The sequence below is a fragment of the Kineococcus xinjiangensis genome (genome assembly GCF_002934625.1).
Lineage (GTDB): Bacteria > Actinomycetota > Actinomycetes > Actinomycetales > Kineococcaceae > Kineococcus_A > Kineococcus_A xinjiangensis.
The window spans coordinates 144,911-160,441 of the sequence record NZ_PTJD01000004.1 but is presented as its reverse complement, the minus strand read 5'-3'; the positions used below and the strand labels follow the sequence as shown (position 1 = coordinate 160,441).

Genomic DNA, 15,531 nt, shown 5'->3' with positions numbered 1-15,531 from the left:
CCACGACCCGCTCCGGCGTGGTCGTCGCCGGGACGGCGGCCCGGTCCGGTCCCGGTCCGGTCCCGGTCCGGTCCCGGTCCGGTCCCGGTCCGGTCCCGCTCCGGCTCGCCCGCCGTTCCCGCGGCTGGTTGGCTGGACACTGGCCGGGACCCGCGGCCGGAGGACGCGAACCCGACGACGGGAGTGCGGCGAGGTGGCCGACGAGGTGGCCGGCGAACTGCCGGACGTGGACTTCGCGACGGTCTTCGACGAGGCACCGGCCCCGTTCCTGCTCCTGACCCCCGACTTCGTCATCGTCCACGCCAACCGGGCGCGGCTGGAGGCGACCGCCACCACCCTCGAGGGCACCGTCGGGCGCAACCTCTTCGACGCCTTCCCCGGGCGACCCGGCGATCCCGCCAGCGAGGGGATGCGGGCGCTGCGCGCGTCCCTGGAGCGCGCCCGCGACAGCGGCCTGCCCGACGTCATGCCCATCACGAAGTACGACATCGCGATGCCGGACGGCGGCTACGTCGAGCGGTACTGGAGCCCCCGCAACGTCCCGATCCTCGACGAGCGGGGGCGCGTCGTGCTGCTTCTGCACCGGGCGGACGACATCACGGAGTACGTGCGCGACCGCGACGAGGCCCGGCTGGAGGCGGCCCGGGGCAGCCGGCTGCGGGAACGGGTGACGCAGGTCGAGTCCGACCTCTTCGCCCGGACCCGGGACCTGGAGAGCGCCAACGTCCGGCTGCGCGAGGCGGGGGAGCGGCAGCGCCGCACCGCCCGACGGCTCGCCGGGCTGGCCGCCCTGGCCTCCGAGCTGGCCGAGACCGAGACGACCGAGGGGCTGCTCGGGGCCCTCTTCCGGCACACCCGTCCGGCCACCGGCGCCGCAGCGGTCCTCGCCGGGATCGCTCGCGAGGAGGGCCGGCTGGAACTGGTCGACAGCCTGGGGGACAGGTCACCCCTGCACGGCCGGTTGCTGCCCGCGGACTCCAGCCTGGCCGTCGCCGTGGCCGCCCGGGGTGAGCGGGTGCTCGTGCCCGACATCGCGCAGGCGCCGCCCGTCCCCGCGGAGGCGGAGCAGGTGGTCGAGGAGGCCGCGCTCCGGGCCTGGGCAGCCCTGCCGCTGCGCGCGTCGGGTCGCCTGCTGGGTGCCGTCGCCTTCGGGTGGGAGCAGCCTCAGGCGTTCGACACGGACGAGACCGAGCTGCTGGAGGCCGTTGCCGCGCAGTGCGCCCAGGCGCTGGAGCGCCTGCGGAGGCTGGAGGAGGAGCGGCAGCGCGCCAGTGCCACCCGCACCCTCGCCGAGACCCTGCAGCGCTCCCTGCTGACCGACCCGCCACAGCCTGACCACCTCCACATCGTGGTGCGCTACGCGCCCGCCGCGCAGGAGGCTCACGTCGGCGGCGACTGGTACGACGCCTTCCCCTCCCGCGACGGGGCGACCCACCTCGTCATCGGCGACGTCACCGGACACGACCGCTTCGCCGCCGCGGCCATGGGGCAGTTGCGCAACATGCTGCGGGGCATCGCGCACGCCCTCGACCGCCCCCCGGCGGGGGTCCTCACCGCCCTCGACACCGCCCTGGCCGACCTGGGCTCCACGACGCTGGCCACGGCGCTGCTGGCGCGCGTCGAGCAGACCCCGGCGGAGGCGGCGGCGGGCCTGCGCACCCTGCGCTGGTCCAACGCCGGGCACCCGCCGCCGCTGCTGCTCCAGCCCGGTGAGCCCGCCCGGCTGCTGACCCGCCCCGAGGACGTGATGCTCGGCCTGGCGCCGCACGTCCCGCGCAGCGACCACACGGAGGTGCTGCACCCGGGCGCGACGGTGGTGCTCTACACCGACGGGCTGGTGGAGCGCCGCGGCGAGGCCCTCGACACGGGCCTGCGACGGCTGGTGGAGGCGGCGGGCCGGCTCGAACGGCTACCGCTGCAGGCGCTCTGCGACGCGCTCATCGCCGACCTCGCCCCCGCGGCGGAGGACGACGTCGCCCTCCTGGCCGTGCGGGCGCACCCGGAGGACCGCCCGCGCCCGCCCGAGGCCGGGCCGGTCAAGCACCCCGCCGGGTAGCGCGGGCACGCGATCCGGCCCCGACCCGCCGCGGGTTCGCCCGAACCCGCCTCGCGGGCCGCGTCATGGGAGCAGACTGCGAGGCGCACGCTCCGTGATGAGGGGGAGGCTCGACGTGACCGAACATCGACCGATCATCCTGGAAGGGCTCCGCCGGCGGCCCGCGCCGCTCGTGGCCATGGCGCTGCTGGCGACCTGCGCCGCCCTGACCGTGGCCCTGCCGCCACCCGCGGCCGCCGCGGTGCCGGCGGGCTTCACCGACACCGTGCTCATCGGCGACCTCAGGCTGCCGACCAACCTCGCCTTCGCGCCCGACGGGCGGATGTTCGTCACCGAGAAGCGCGGCCTGCTGAAGGTCTACGACAGCCCCACCGACACGACCGCCGAGGTCGTCGCCGACCTGCGGACTGACGTCTGGAACCACTCCGACTCCGGGCTCAACGGACTCGCCGTGGACCCGCAGTTCCCCACCCGCCCCTACGTCTACGTCAGCTACGCCTACGACGCGCCACCGGGAGGGAAGGCGCCGACCTGGGGGACGGCCGGCGCCGACGACGACGACTGCAGCGTCAGCGGTGTCGAGCACTGCGTCACCCAGGGGAGGGTCGTCCGCCTGACGCTCAGCGGCAACCGCGTCGTCGCCCAGAACGTCCTGCTCCAGGCCTCCTGCCACCCGTTCTCCTCGCACTCCATCAACGAGGTGCAGTTCGGCCCGGACGGCATGCTCTACGTCACCACCGGCGACGCCGCCGGCGGGACCTTCGCCGACTACGGCCAGAAGGGGAACAAGTGCGCGGACCCGCCCGTGCCCGCCGGTTCGGTCCCGCAGGCCTCCACCTCCGAGGCCGGGTCCCTGCGCTCGCAGGACCTGCGGACCAGTGGTGACCCCGTCGGGCTCAACGGGACCATCGTGCGGATCCACCCCGACACCGGTGCCCCCGCGACCGGCAACCCGCTGCTGTCGCACGCCGATCCCAACGCCCGCCGCATCATCGCCCACGGCCTGCGCAACCCGTTCCGGTTCGCGTTCCGCCCCGGCTCGCAGGACGTCTACATCGGCGACGTCGGCTGGAACAACTACGAGGAGATCGACCGGGTGGCCGACGTCGACGACGGCGTCGTGGAGAACTTCGGCTGGCCCTGCTACGAGGGGGCGAACCGGCAGGGCAGCTGGGACGCCCTGAACAACAACATCTGCGAGAAGCTGTACTCCGAGGGCTCGGCCGTGTCGCCGCTCTACGCCTACCCGCACAACGACAAGTTCCTCTCCACCGGCGCCTGCCCGGACAAGGACGCGGGGACCATCGGTGGCCTGCGCTTCTACCCCGGTGGATCCTTCCCGGACAGCTACGACGGCGCCCTCTTCTTCGTCGACTTCTCCCGCGGCTGCCTGATGGTGATGAAGCCCGGCAGCGACGGGCGACCGCAGCCCTCGACGCTGACCGAGTTCAGCACCACCACCCCGTGGGCGGTGGACCTCGAGGTCGGCCCCGGTGGGGACCTGTACTACCTCGACATCTACAGCGGTGACCTGCACCGCATCCGCTACTCCTCCAGCAACAAGCCGCCGACCGCCGCGGTGACCGCCTCGCCGACCAGCGGGCCGGTCGGCACCACCGTGCGCTTCGACGCCTCCGGCTCCCGCGACCCCGAGGGCTCCACGCTGACCTATGCGTGGGACCTCGACGGTGACGGCGCCCTCGACGACGCCACCGGGGTGACGGCCTCGCGGACGTACAACACCGCCGGGAGCACCACCGTCACGGTGGAGGCGCGCGACCCCTCCGGCGCCACCGCACGGGCCAGCACGTCGGTGCTCATCGGCGGCGCCGCCCCGACCCCGGTCATCACCGCGGCCGCGGGCTCGCAGACGTGGGCGACGGGGGAGCCGCTCGTGTTCAACGGCACGGCGAAGGACAGCACCGGCGCGACGCTGCCGGCGTCGGCCCTGAAGTGGTCCTCGACGCTGTTCCACTGCGAGAGCAGCGGCGGCTGCCACCCCCACCCGCTGAGCGGGGGCACCGGCTCGTCGCTGTCCTTCACCGGTCCCGACCACTCGGCGCCCGCCTACATCGACGTGACCCTCACCGCCACCGACTCCCGCGGTGTCACCGGGACGACCACGCTGCGGGCCGACCCGGAGACGGTGGCGCTGACCCTGGCGTCGAACCCCTCCGGCCTGCAGGTGGCCTTCGACGCGGAGGTCGCCAAGACCCCGTTCACCCGCACCGTCATCGTCGGGTCCCAGCACACCGTCTCCGCGGCGGAGCAGTCGACGTCCACGGGCACCTGGCGCTTCCGCTCCTGGTCCGACGGCGGGGCCGCCACACACACCCTCACCGGCCCGAAGTCCGCGACCACGCTCACCGCGACGTTCGAGTCGGCGGGCGGCACCGCGAACCTGCTGACGAACGGGAACCTGGCGACGGGCTCGCCGCTGCCCACCTGCTTCACGCTGAGCAGGTGGGGGACCAACACCGCCAGCGGGGAGCTGTCCAGCGACCTGCCCGCCGGGGCGACCGGGCGCTCCTACACCGTCAAGGTCAGCGGCTACAGCAACGGCGACGCCAAGCTGCTGCCGTCGACGTCCAGCGGCTGCGGCGCCACGGTCCAGCCGGGCGGGTCGTACTCGGTGGGGCTGTCCTACAAGGCGACCAGCACGCGCAACTCGCTGATCGCCTACACGTTCAACGGCACCCGGTGGGTGTACTGGACGAAGCTGGACTCGTTCCCGGCGGCCTCGTCGTGGACCCAGGTCTCCCGGGCGCTGCCGCCGGTCCCCACCGGGGTGACCCGGGTGGCCTTCGCCATGGCCACGGAGGCCAACGGCAGCACCAGCGTCGCCGGCCTCACCCTGGGCGCGCCTGCCCCGCCGCCCCCGCCGCCGGCCGAGAACCTGCTGGCCAACGGGAACCTGGCGACGGGCTCGCCGCTGCCGACGTGCTTCACGTTCAACAGGTGGGGCACGCTCACCGCCTCGGGAACGCTGTCGAACGACGTTCCCGCCGGTGCGACGGGCCGCTCCTACGCGATCACGGTCAGCGGCTACAGCAGCGGCGACGCCAAGCTGCTGCCGTCCCCGGCCACCGGGTGCGGTGCCACGGTGCAGGCGGGCACGTCCTACACCGTGGGCCTGTCGTACAAGGCGACCAGCGCGAAGAACTCGCTGATCGCCTACACCCACACCGGCAGCGGCTGGAAGTACTGGACGACGCTGTCCTCGCTGCCGGCGGCCTCGTCGTGGACGTCGGTGTCCCGGTCCCTGCCGGCGCTGCCTGCCGGCACCACCCGGGTGGCCTTCGCGCTGGCGGTGAAGTCCGACGGCACCGCCTCCGTCGCAGACCTCGGGCTGCGGAAGGCCGGCTGAGGTGGGGGCGGGCCCCGGGTGGTGCGGTCGTCCCGCCCACCCGGGGCCCGCCGCTGCGATGACGCGCGCGAGGCCCGCGTGCAGTTCCGCATCCGGCGGCGATGCCTGAGCCCTCAGACCTGCCCGGTCTCAGCGGAGGACGAGGCGGGCGAGGAATGCGGAGGTTCCGGAGTTCCGGGGCGAGACCACCACGCCTTCCGCTCAGCCCGTCCCGTCAGCCAGGCGATTCCGAGTGTCACGGTGCCGAGGATCCACAGGGCGAGGGCAGGCGCTCCCAGGACGGCGGGATCGTCCTCTCCCTCGAAGAGCCACCGCCCCGGTCCGTGTTCGGGCGAGAGGAAGCTCAACGTGAAGAGCGCGGCACTGATGGCCAGGGGGGCTCCCGCGAGGAGCCGCATGATGCGGGCCACCGGCTCCTGCGTTGGCCAGAGGACCCTGGGCAGGCCGCCCGACATCGCCCGCGACCGCGCAACGACTGGCGCGGACGCTGCGTGGGGTTTCCCCCGGGCCGCCGTCCGATCGGGAGCCAATCGAAGCGGGGCCGCTCGTGCTCGCCGCAGGAACCGACGGGAGGGTGGCCCAGGTTCACCGGTTCACCCCGGGCGGGGCAGCCCTGGCCGACGTCTCTGTTCGAGACGACCAGCCCCCCCGCGCGGAAGCCGCTACTCACCGCACGGGCATAGTGGCGGGGCTCAGGTGCCGTCCCCCCGATCGCGGCCACCCCCCCCACTGAGAAGGACTCTCCATGTTCCGAACCCGCAGGACCACAGCGACGTGCTCGCTCCTCACCGCAGGCTTACTCGGCTGGGCGGGCGCCCCCGCGCTCGCCACGGCCTCCCCGCAGGGCCCCGCCGGCACGGTGCGCTACGTCAGCGCCCTGGACTTCGAGGAGGTCGCCAACGGCTGGGGTCCGGTGGAGAGGGACCGCTCCAACGGGGAGCGGGGCGCCGGCGACGGCCGTCAGCTGACGGTGGGCGGGAAGAGCTACGCACGGGGCCTGGGCGTCCACCCCGGCAGTGAGGTCCGGGTCACCAGCCCGGGGGAGTGCACCTTCGCCTCCACCGTCGGGCTGGACGGGGAGGTGAAGGGTCGCGGCAGCGTCGTCTTCCAGGTCTTCAACGGCGAGGAGGAGGTCTGGAACTCGGGCCGGATCACCGGGCGCGGCACGAAGGCCGTCACCGCCGAACTCGCCGCGGGCGAGGTCCTGCGGCTGGTCGTCACCGACGCCGGCGACGACCCGCACCACGACCACGCCGACTGGGCGGACGCCAGGCTGACCTGCCGGGACGGCGCCGGTGCGCAGCCGCCGCCGTCTGCTCCCAGCCCCGCGCCGTCGGCGTTCGAACCGCAGTCCTTCGAGGGGTTCGACACCACCCTCGACGACGAGCTGTGGTGGCGCTACGGCGGTGTGGCCTCCGCGTCCCGTTCCCCCTACGCCTCCTCCGGGGTCAGCGTCAGTGGCGGCAACCTGGTGCTGACCTCCCGCAAGGGCGCCGACGGGGTGTGGCGCGGCGCCGGTGTCGGTCACCGCGTGAACCAGACCTACGGGCGCTGGACGGTGCGGGCCCGTGCCGAGAAGGGCCGCGGGATCACCATGGTGGCGCTGCTCTGGCCGAGTGCCGGCGGTCGGCCGCCGGAGATCGACTTCGCCGAGGACAACGGCGGCGACCGCGACATGATGTCGGTCACCACGCACTTCGAGGACCGCACCCGCAAGCACTCCGAGACGGCGATCGACTCCACCCAGTGGCACGACTACGCCGTCGAGTGGACCCCCGGCCAGATCAAGTACCTGATCGACGGGAAGGTGTGGGCCACCGTCGCCGACACCCGGGTCCCCGACGAGGACATGCGCCTCGGCATCCAGACGGAGGCGTGGGTCAAGGGCACCAACTGGATCCACTCGATCGAGGCGAGCACCCCCCGCCAGGTCCGCATCTTCGTCGACTCGGTGAAGGTCGAGTCGTACGTCGGCTGACGAGCCTCCCGGCAGGGACGCGCCGAGGTGCGGAAGCCGCAGTGGCGCAGCGCCTCGCATGTTCCTCAGCGCAGGTCTGCTGGCTCCGACGACCACTCCCGCTCTCCCCACCCCTTCCCGGGGGTGGGGAGAGCGGGAGCCACGGTGCGGTCGGGCGTGAGAGCCCCGGTTGCCGGAGGGACCCCGCCCCTGCGGAACGTGTCAAGCAGGGTGAGACAAGATCGCGTCAGCTGGTCTGCGGGCGGCCTCCGTCAGGGGTGGGTTGGTCCAGGCCTGTTCGGGCAGGTGCGGGGGCTGGGGGCGGCGGTGGCCGAACCGCTCTGGATGGGCGGCGTAGGCAGCGTTCAGGGTCGCGGCCCGCTGGGCGCGGACCTCGGTCGCGGCGCCGTGGTGGACTGAGGCTGGGGTGTGCAGCCCGTCCCGCAGTGGCGGTGCTCGTGGTTGTAGTAGCCGAAGAACGCCTCGGAGAACACCCGCGGCCACAGCGCGACCCTGCCACGCGGTGGCAGGCCCTCGTGGGTCGCGCGCGCCACCGCGATCACCCCCGCCCGCGCCGCGCTGCCGGTGCGGTCGTGCGCCCAGGGCAGCGATCCAACTCCGAGCGGCGGGCTCGACTCCCGTGGGTGAGGTCGGGTCGTCATCCCCGGTGCGTGTTCAAGGCGCTCGTTGCGCTCACCAGGGCCCGTGGCACGTCGTGGGCCGGGACGGGACGTGCGAGGTGGTAGCCCTGCACCAGGTCGCAGCCGACGGCGCGCAGGGAGTGCAGCGTCTCGGCGTCCTCCACGCCCTCGGCGACCAGATGCAGTCCGAGGGCGTGGGCGAGGTGGGTGGTGGATTTCACGATGGCGACGCTGCGGGCGCTGGACGTCATCGTCGCCACGAAGGCACGGTCGAGCTTCAATTCGGTGACAGGGAGGTCCATGAGGTAGGCGAGGCTGGAGTAGCCCGTTCCGTAGTCGTCGATGGACACCTGCACCCCCTTCTTGCGGAGACGGGTGAGCGCGCTCACAGCCCTGTCGCGGTGGGCCATGAGCAGATCCTCCGTCACCTCGAGCACGAGGGCTGAAGGCGGGAGGTGATGGGTGCTGAGCAGGTACTCCACCTGGGTGGGGAAGTCGTGGTCGATGAGGACCGATGGGCTGACGTTGACGGCGACCTGCAGATGCGACCCCTCGGTTCGCCACCGGCTGCACTGGATCAGCGCCTCCTCCAGCACCTGCGCGGTCAGCTTGCCCATGAGGCCTGCAGACTCTGCCAGCGGGATGAACTCCACCGGCGGCAGCAGTCCTCGCCTGGGGTGCTGCCATCGCACGAGGGCTTCGACGCTGCCGGCCCGCCCGGTGCGCAGGTCCACCTGAGGTTGGTAGTGCAGCACCAGTTGGTGCTCGTGGAGGCCTTCGCGCAGCTGGGTGATCAGCTCCAGGCGGTGTCGACCCGAGCCGTCTCGGGCCTCGTCGTAGACCAGCACCCCGCCGCCTCGGGCTTTCGCGGCGTACATGGCCAAGTCGCTCATCTGCAGCAGTTCGCTGCTGTCGCCGGCGTGCTGCGGAGCTAGAGCCACTCCGATGCTGGCATCGAGGCTGACGGTCGCGGCACCGAGCGAAGCAGGTGCCTGCACCTCCGCTTGTACCGCCCACGCCAGGACCAGGGCCTCGTCCTGGCTGACGTCGCGGACGAGGAAGGCGTACTCATCACCGCCGACGCGGGCGAGGAGGTCACCGGGGCGCACCAGCGGGCGCAGCCGGGCGGAGATCACCCTCAGCAGTTGGTCCCCGGCGTGGTGTCCGAGGGAGTCGTTGACCTCTTTGAAGCGGTCCAGGTCGATGAGCAGCACTGCGAAGCGGTGCCGTGGCAGGGCCTGACTGGCGGTGCTGAGGGCTTGGTAGAAGTGCCGGCGATTCGCCAAGCCGGTGAGCTCGTCGGTGAGGGCCTGACGTTGCAGCTCCGCTGAGCGCTGAACCTCGCGGAAGGTCATGGCGATCCGCACGCTGAGGAGGACTCCGGCGATGAGGGCCAGCGCGGCGGTGCCAGGGGGGAGTGCTGCGTGCGTGCCGTGGAAGAGCAGGCCGAGGACCGCCAGGGCGCACAGGGTGGGAAGGGCCAGGACGGGCAGCCCGGTGACCCTCGTGGAGCCGCAGCGGTGAGCGTCGCGTACGGAGGTCCACGCGGCCACGGCCAGACAGGCGCGGGCCAGGACCCAGCCCAGGTCCAGCGGCCCTCCGCTGACGTAGGAGCCCGTCGCGGCCTGCGCGGCGTAGAGGGCGTCGGTGACCGCGAAGGTCATGAAACCGGCGCAGAGCAGCCACCACGAACTGCCCGCGCTGCCACGCAGCATGCTCAAGCCCGCCACGCCCACGGCGAGCAGGATGAGATCGGCGAGTGGGTAGGCCGTGGTCACCGCGACCCCGACGACGGTGCCGGCGGCAGGATGTACGGCGGCCCCGTCGAGGTAGGCGCTGGCAAGAGCGGTGGCAGTCAGTCCGGCGCCCAGGCCGTCCAACCACAGGCTGGGCGGCAGGTCTCGTGAGCGCTCACGCAGAAGGAGCAGCAGGCCGCTGTAGAGCAGGGGGTAGAACGCCAGCCATCCCACGTCGGCCAGCGATGGCGAAGAAACGGGGACCTGATGTTGGTAGTAGGCGTAGTAGGCCACGCTTCCCGCCAGCGCGGCCGTCAACCCCGTCGCGAGACACCACCACGCTGCCCGTTCACGACGCTCCACCCATCCACGCACCACCAGCACGGCGATGATCGCGGCGTCAGCGATGGAGTTGAGCCACCCGTCGACGACCGGCCGGTAGCCCGGTGCTCCGCGCGCCCCGGGGAACAGAGAGATCGCGTAGGCAAGGGTCAGGGCGAGGGCGATCCCCGTCACCACCGACAGAGGACGTGGGGCACGCTGCTGGATCATCATGCTCCCCGGTCGTCGCCTACCGTGACATGCTTGCGCTGCGTAGTTCCATGATGACAATCCATGATGGCGTCCTGAGCCTCGCCGGGAAAGCCGATGCCGGCGAGAGGGCGACCGGGGTAGTGCTCCCATGCATGCTCCGCCCATGGACGGAGGGCCCGCTGGAAGAGCTGAGGCGTCACGGCTTCTCTGCCGTCTCCGGACGGGTCGCAACTCCGCTTCGGCCGCGGTGATCGCAGCGTGGTGGGCGGCTTCTGCTTCTGCGGGTGGGCGGTAGCCCAGCGCGGAGTGCAGGCGGGCGTCGGAGACCGTCTGGGCAGCCGGTGCAATCCCTGCATTTCAGGCGCGATAGGTCCTCGCGGCAACCGGGTGGCCCTTCTCATGCAGGACCTGACAGATCGACGCGACCGCGAAGCCTCGCTGGCGCATCTGATCGACGAAGCGGCAGATCAGTGCTGGCGCGGTAGGAGTACCTCCCGCTCGCGGGGGACGAACTCCCGCGCGAAGAAGAACGAGGCCGATCGCGGGATCTCCTTGGCCTCGCGCAGCCGCTTGGTCTGCGCCCGCAGGTTCTTCATCTCCTCAGCCTCGGCTGAGGTCACACCGGGCTGGGCGTCGACGCGGGCCTGCTCCACCCAGCGGCGCAGGCGCTCAGGGCTGGGGGTACCTCCCGCGTGCGGGGGAGTGCCGAGCTGGTCACCGATCGCCACGCACGCCACCCGCAAGGACGTGTAGTCCTTCTCACGCTCCAGCACCATCCGCACCGCACGGTCCTCGACCTCCGGCGGTACCTCATGCGAAATGATCGTCATTCTGACTCACCAGGAAGCGGCATCAAAGCCGTGACGGTTCAGCGAGTTGGATGCGGTGGCCGAGCGCACGGACCGAGCGGCTGAGGCTGCTCTCATGAAGTCCTCGTGGGCTGGCGAGTCAGAAGGTCTCCGGCCCGACGCCTTGCGGCGGCCCTCGCAGGGCGCTCGACCTGCGGTGATGCTGGGTGCCCCCGGCAGGATTCGAACCTGCGACACACGGTTTAGGAAACCGATGCTCTATCCCCTGAGCTACGGGGGCGCACAGCCGGTGAGAGCACAGGTCGGATCCTGCGCGGCCACCGGCGGCGGCAAGTCTAGCGGGCGGGGCGCCGCCCCTCCCGGCCCGTCTCTCCGGTCGCGGACCCCTCCCCTGCGGGGGAGCATGATCCCCATGGCAGCCCGGATCGAGACCGACCACGATCGCCGCCCGTCCCCGGAGCCCCGCACGCTCCCCGGGAGCCCCGCGCGGGCCTCCCACCACACCCGGGAGTCGGGCCGTTGAGCGCATCCCTCGTCATCCTCGGCGCCACCGGCGACCTCACGGGCCGCTACCTGCTGCCCGCCCTGGCCCAGGTCCTCCCGCAGATCGAGGGCGGGCTGCAGCTGGTCGGCGTCGCGCAGGACGACCTGGACACCGGGGCCTTCCGCCGGCAGGTCGACGAGCGGCTGGGGCAGGTCACGGGCGACGGCGGCCGGGACGTCCACGAGCGGCTCGCCGGCTCCGCCGAGTACGTGCGCGGGGACGTCACCGACGCCGCCACCCTGCAGGCGGCCCTGGACCTCGCCGGGCGCCACGGCACGGGCCGCGACCCCGTCGTCGTCTACCTGGCCCTGCCGCACGTCCTCTTCGAGGGCGTCGTCCACGCCCTCGGCGCCTGCCGGCTCCCCGAGGGGCTGCGCGTCGTCGTGGAGAAGCCGTTCGGGGAGGACCTGGAGGGGGCCCGCCGGCTCAACGCCGCGCTGGCCGCCGTCCTGCCGGAGGACCGGACCTTCCGCGTCGACCACTTCCTCGCCAAGCAGACCGTCCTCAACATCCTCGGGCTGCGCTTCGCCAACCGGGTCTTCGAGCCCCTGTGGAGCAGCGCCCACATCACCGGCGTCGACATCGTCTTCGACGAGACCGTCGACGCGCAGGCGCGCGCCAGCTACTACGACCGCTCCGGCGCGCTGCGGGACATGGTCCAGAACCACCTCCTGCAGGTGCTGGCCTACGTGGCCATGGAACCGCCGGTCTCCACCGCCCCCGCCGACCTGTCCGCCCGCAAGGCCGACGTGCTGCGGGCGGTCCGCACGCCCTCCCGGGAGGCGCTGGCCGCCACCAGCCTCCGCGGCCGCTACACCCGCGGGGAGGTCCCCGACGGGGAGGGGGCCCGCACCGTCGACTCCTACGTGGACGCCCCCGGGATCGACCCGGCCCGGGAGACGGAGACGTACGCCGAGGTGGTCCTGTCCGTCGACAACTGGCGGTGGTCGGGGGTGCCGTTCCGGCTGCGCACCGGCAAGGCCCTGGGGGCGCGTCGCCGCGAGGTCGTCATCCACTTCGCGGAGGTCCCGCACGTCGTCTTCGCCGGCGCACCGCCGCAGCGCAACGTGCTGCGGCTGCAGCTCGACCCGGACCGGATGTCGCTGCGGGTCAACGTGAACGGCCAGGGCGACCCGTTCGAGCTGGAGCCGGTGGACCTCGACACCGACCTCGCGAAGCAGGAGCCGGGCCCCTACGGGCAGCTCCTGCTGGCCGTCCTCGACGGCGACACGCGACTGTCCGCGCACGCCGCGGAGGCCGAGGAGGGGTGGCGCATCGTCGAGCCCGTCCTCGCCGCCTGGGGCGACGGCGTGGTGCCCCTCCTCGACTACCCGGCCGGCAGCGACGGCCCCGTCCGGCCCGCTCCGCAGGGCTGAGCGCCGGGGGGCCGGAGGGCGGGGGAGCGAGGCCGCGGGACCGGCCGGCCGGCGACCCGGTCGGTCGGCGACGCGCCCGCGGCGGGTTACGGTGCGGGCATGAAGCGACCCCTCGCCGCCGTCGCAGGCCTCGCCGTGCTCCTGCCCCTCGCCACCGCCGCCCCCGCCTCGGCCGCCGCCGCGACGGTCTCCGGGGCGAAGGCCGACCCGACCTGCGTGGTCGGCACGCCCGGCGCCTTCGTCTGGTTCGACCACCGCGGCGCCGGCTCGGGCACCCGCTTCGTCGTCGAGCGCAACGGGCAGGTGGTCGGTGAGGTCCGCCGCAGCGGCGACGGGCGGGCCGGGGTGCAGACCGGCGCCCTCCCGACCGGGGAGCAGACCCTGCGGGTGCGCGCGGAGGGCGGCGGCTCCGTCGACGTGCCCGTCCGTGTCGGCACCTGCGACATGTGGCGCGACCCGGCCGACTACAACGCCACCTCCAACCGGCCCATCGGCGTCGTCGACGCCTCGCAGTCGTACCCGGTGGTCGGCGGGCAGGTGTGGTTCGGCGACACCGGGGAGCTGTACGGCACCCCCCGGGGCCTGCACGCCGTCGGCGGCGCGATCAACCACCGGTACTGGACCATGGACGCCACCGCCGGGCCGCTCGGGCTGCCGCTGGGCAGCGAGTTCGGCCTGCCCGCACCCCGCTACGGCTACTACCAGAACTTCGAGCGCGGGAACATCTACTGGTCCCCGCGGACCGGGGCGCACGCCGTGCTGGGGGAGATCAACCGCCGCTACGCCGCGATGGGCTGGGAGCGCTCCTGGCTCGGCCTGCCCGTGACGAGCGAGCAGCCCACCCCCGCCCGCCGCGGCGCCTTCAGCCACTTCGAGGGCGGCTCCATCTACTGGTCCCCCCAGAAGGGCGCGCACGCCGTCGGCGGGGCGATCGGCGTGGAGTGGGCGCGCCTGGGCCACGAGAACTCCTGGCTCGGCTTCCCGCAGTCGGGGGAGTACCAGTCCGGGGAGCACCGCCGCATCGACTTCGAGCACGGCTACCTCGTGTGGACGCCGCAGCGGGGGGTGCAGGCCTTCCGCTGGTGACCCCCGCGGAGGGCGGGCGCCGCCTCAGCGGGCGGTCTCCGCGAGGAGCACCTCCGCGAGGGCGGCGTCCTCCGCGGCCAGCACCTCCGGGGTCGCCTCGGGGACGTCCAGCGCCCCGTCGGGGACGTCGCCCGCCAGGGGGGTGCCCGCACCCCCGCACGGCTCCGGCGACCCCGTCTGGTTGCGGGAGCCGCCGATCCACCACTCCCCGTCCTGCAGCACCAGCGTGACGGCGACCGTCCACAGCGAGCACGTCTGGGCGTCCGGGCCGAACTCCGCGTCCTGCGTCGTGCGGTACTGCACCAGCGCCTCCACGGCACCGGCGCCCACCGCATCGGCGTCCACCACGTCCAGCTCGTGCCAGGTCGAGGTCGCCAGGTCGCCCGCGAAGGTCTCGTAGTCCACCTGCTGGGCCCGCATCGGCGGGGTCATGAGGTTCCACGCCACGTCGTAGCGGCCCGCGCTGACCGCCGAGGCGTACAGCTGCAGCGCCTGCGCCGCGGCGGCCGTCTCGGCGGCGGTGCTGCTGACGGCGACGGCCACCCCGGGCTCGCCGCCCCCGCGACCCCGCTCCAGGCAGGGGCCCGCCTCGCGCGCGGGCTGGTCCCGCCACACGGCCGTCGCGTGCCCCACCGCCTCCAGGGGCACCGCGTGGACCCCGCCCGGCCCGGCGTCCAGCAGGGCGCCCACGACCTGCCCCTCCGGGGTCAGCAGCGGCGCGCCGCCGTCCACCGCGGCACCCGGCTCCGGCGTCACGGCCAGCAGGCCCCCGCGCTCGCGGCCCGCGACGGCGGCGACCACGTCGGCGCCCGTCAACACCCCCCGCGCCCAGCGCAGCGCCCCGCCCTGCGGGAAGCCCGGCAGCCGCACCTCCGCCCCGGCGGGTGCGGGAGCCCCGGCCAGCGGCAGGACCGGGGCGGCCGGCGGGTCGCCCAGCACGCGCACCGCCGCCAGGCCGCTCCCGTCGTCGACCGCCACGACCGCCGCGCTGCGGACCTCGGAGCCGACCCGCACCGACACCGACGACGCACCCTCCAGGAGCCGGGCCGCCGTCAGCACCAGTCCCGGGGCGACGTGGAAGCCCGAGCCGGACCGCGGACCCGTGCACGTCGCCACCGCCACACGCGCGACGCCCTGCCCGGCGAGCTCCTCGGGGGAGGGGGGCGGCGGGGCCTGCACCGGCACCGCGGCAGGGGGCGCCGTGGCGGGCGGCTGCGGGGCGGGAGCGAGCCGCGGGGCGCCGGCGCCGTGCTGCGCCTCGAGCCTCCCGGCGTCGTACGGCTCGACCAGCGAGCACCCCGCCGACGCGCCACCGGCCAGCGCGAGGCACCCCGCGAGCGCCACCAGCCGGGCGCGCCTGCCGTCGGGTGCTGTCGTCATCTCTGCCCTCCCCGGCGCGACCGCGCCCCGGTGGGCGGCCGAGCC

At 73.7% G+C, this 15,531-nt stretch carries 8 protein-coding genes and 1 tRNA gene; 5 read left to right on the top strand and 4 right to left on the bottom strand.

Annotation, left to right across the window (positions count from 1 at the left end):
• Window positions 1-193 precede the first annotated feature (193 nt).
• The 3 genes from CLV92_RS07215 (at window position 194) to CLV92_RS07200 (ending at window position 7,401) form a co-directional block, all read left to right on the top strand.
• On the top strand, window positions 194-2,056 hold the full coding sequence (locus CLV92_RS07215; RefSeq protein WP_245886532.1) for a SpoIIE family protein phosphatase: 1,863 nt from the start codon (window positions 194-196) through the stop codon (window positions 2,054-2,056).
• 115 nt (window positions 2,057-2,171) lie between these two features.
• Complete coding sequence (locus tag CLV92_RS07210) at window positions 2,172-5,423, top strand: PQQ-dependent sugar dehydrogenase (RefSeq protein ID WP_158257164.1); 3,252 nt, start codon at window positions 2,172-2,174, stop codon at window positions 5,421-5,423.
• 745 nt (window positions 5,424-6,168) lie between these two features.
• Entirely contained in the window at window positions 6,169-7,401 is a 1,233-nt protein-coding gene (locus CLV92_RS07200) for an NPCBM/NEW2 domain-containing protein (RefSeq protein ID WP_104432133.1), read from the top strand.
• A 637-nt stretch (window positions 7,402-8,038) separates the two neighbouring features.
• On the opposite strand, the gene CLV92_RS07195 is transcribed toward CLV92_RS07200, so the two are convergent.
• The 3 genes from CLV92_RS07195 to CLV92_RS07185 form a co-directional block, all read right to left on the bottom strand.
• Window positions 8,039-10,273 carry a putative bifunctional diguanylate cyclase/phosphodiesterase gene (locus tag CLV92_RS07195; RefSeq protein WP_158257163.1) on the bottom strand — a complete coding sequence of 745 codons (2,235 nt, stop codon included), beginning with the start codon at window positions 10,271-10,273 and terminating at the stop codon, window positions 8,039-8,041.
• Between the two features lie 485 nt (window positions 10,274-10,758).
• A complete protein-coding gene (locus CLV92_RS07190; RefSeq protein WP_104432131.1) occupies window positions 10,759-11,121 on the bottom strand; it encodes a hypothetical protein in 363 nt (120 codons plus the stop codon).
• Between the two features lie 186 nt (window positions 11,122-11,307).
• A tRNA-Arg gene (locus tag CLV92_RS07185) sits at window positions 11,308-11,380 on the bottom strand.
• A gap of 239 nt (window positions 11,381-11,619) precedes the next feature.
• Here CLV92_RS07185 and CLV92_RS07180 point away from each other — a divergent pair.
• Window positions 11,620-13,020, top strand: a complete 1,401-nt coding sequence (locus CLV92_RS07180; RefSeq protein ID WP_104432130.1) for a glucose-6-phosphate dehydrogenase — start codon at window positions 11,620-11,622, stop codon at window positions 13,018-13,020.
• A 99-nt stretch (window positions 13,021-13,119) separates the two neighbouring features.
• Window positions 13,120-14,106 carry an LGFP repeat-containing protein gene (locus CLV92_RS07175; protein ID WP_104432129.1) on the top strand — a complete coding sequence of 329 codons (987 nt, stop codon included), beginning with the start codon at window positions 13,120-13,122 and terminating at the stop codon, window positions 14,104-14,106.
• 24 nt (window positions 14,107-14,130) lie between these two features.
• Here the strand turns inward: CLV92_RS07175 and CLV92_RS07170 are convergent, their stop codons facing one another.
• Window positions 14,131-15,486, bottom strand: a complete 1,356-nt coding sequence (locus CLV92_RS07170) for a S1 family peptidase (RefSeq protein ID WP_104432128.1) — start codon at window positions 15,484-15,486, stop codon at window positions 14,131-14,133.
• Between the last annotated feature and the right edge of the window lie 45 nt (window positions 15,487-15,531).

What these genes read in the sequence shown, in the direction of transcription:
- CLV92_RS07200 (WP_104432133.1), top strand. Translation starts at nt 6,169, where the DNA reads ATGTTCCGAACCCGCAGGACCACAGCGACGTGCTCGCTCCTCACCGCA.
- CLV92_RS07190 (WP_104432131.1), bottom strand. Translation starts at nt 11,121, where the DNA reads ATGACGATCATTTCGCATGAGGTACCGCCGGAGGTCGAGGACCGTGCG.
- CLV92_RS07175 (WP_104432129.1), top strand. Translation starts at nt 13,120, where the DNA reads ATGAAGCGACCCCTCGCCGCCGTCGCAGGCCTCGCCGTGCTCCTGCCC.
- CLV92_RS07170 (WP_104432128.1), bottom strand. Translation starts at nt 15,486, where the DNA reads ATGACGACAGCACCCGACGGCAGGCGCGCCCGGCTGGTGGCGCTCGCG.